1 protein-coding gene is annotated in these 302 nt (G+C 40.7%); it reads right to left on the bottom strand.

Annotated elements, in window-relative coordinates; translation table 11 throughout:
- Nucleotides 1-83: 83 nt before the first annotated feature.
- Nucleotides 84-302, bottom strand: a 219-nt coding sequence (locus ACTHTJ_RS11000) for a hypothetical protein (protein ID WP_440361024.1), incomplete at its 5' end; no start/stop codon positions are given.

The raw sequence follows: 302 nt of genomic DNA, 5'->3' as shown, positions 1-302 counted from the left end.
TCACCGCGTCAGCAGCGAAGAACCGAACTATACGCCTCACAACGAAACCAGTCAACACTTTTCGCAAAATTATTTCTAGAAATTTAACCACCGCCCTGTTTTAACAGGGTTTTTATTTTATAAAAAAACTCCAACAACCTTTCTACACTATCCATACATACAAAAAATACAAAACAAAGGCCGAGACCTTTGCAAAATCCCCTAAAATCCCCTAAATTCCTACTAAGACATTTAGGGGATTTTCCATGAGCACCTTCTTTCAGCAAACCGCCCAAGCCATGATCGCCAAACACATCGACCGT

The organism is Neisseria sp. P0018.S001 (genome assembly GCF_051957355.1).
Classification (GTDB): Bacteria; Pseudomonadota; Gammaproteobacteria; order Burkholderiales; family Neisseriaceae; genus Neisseria; species Neisseria subflava_A.
This window is presented reverse-complemented; position numbering and strand designations above follow the sequence as displayed.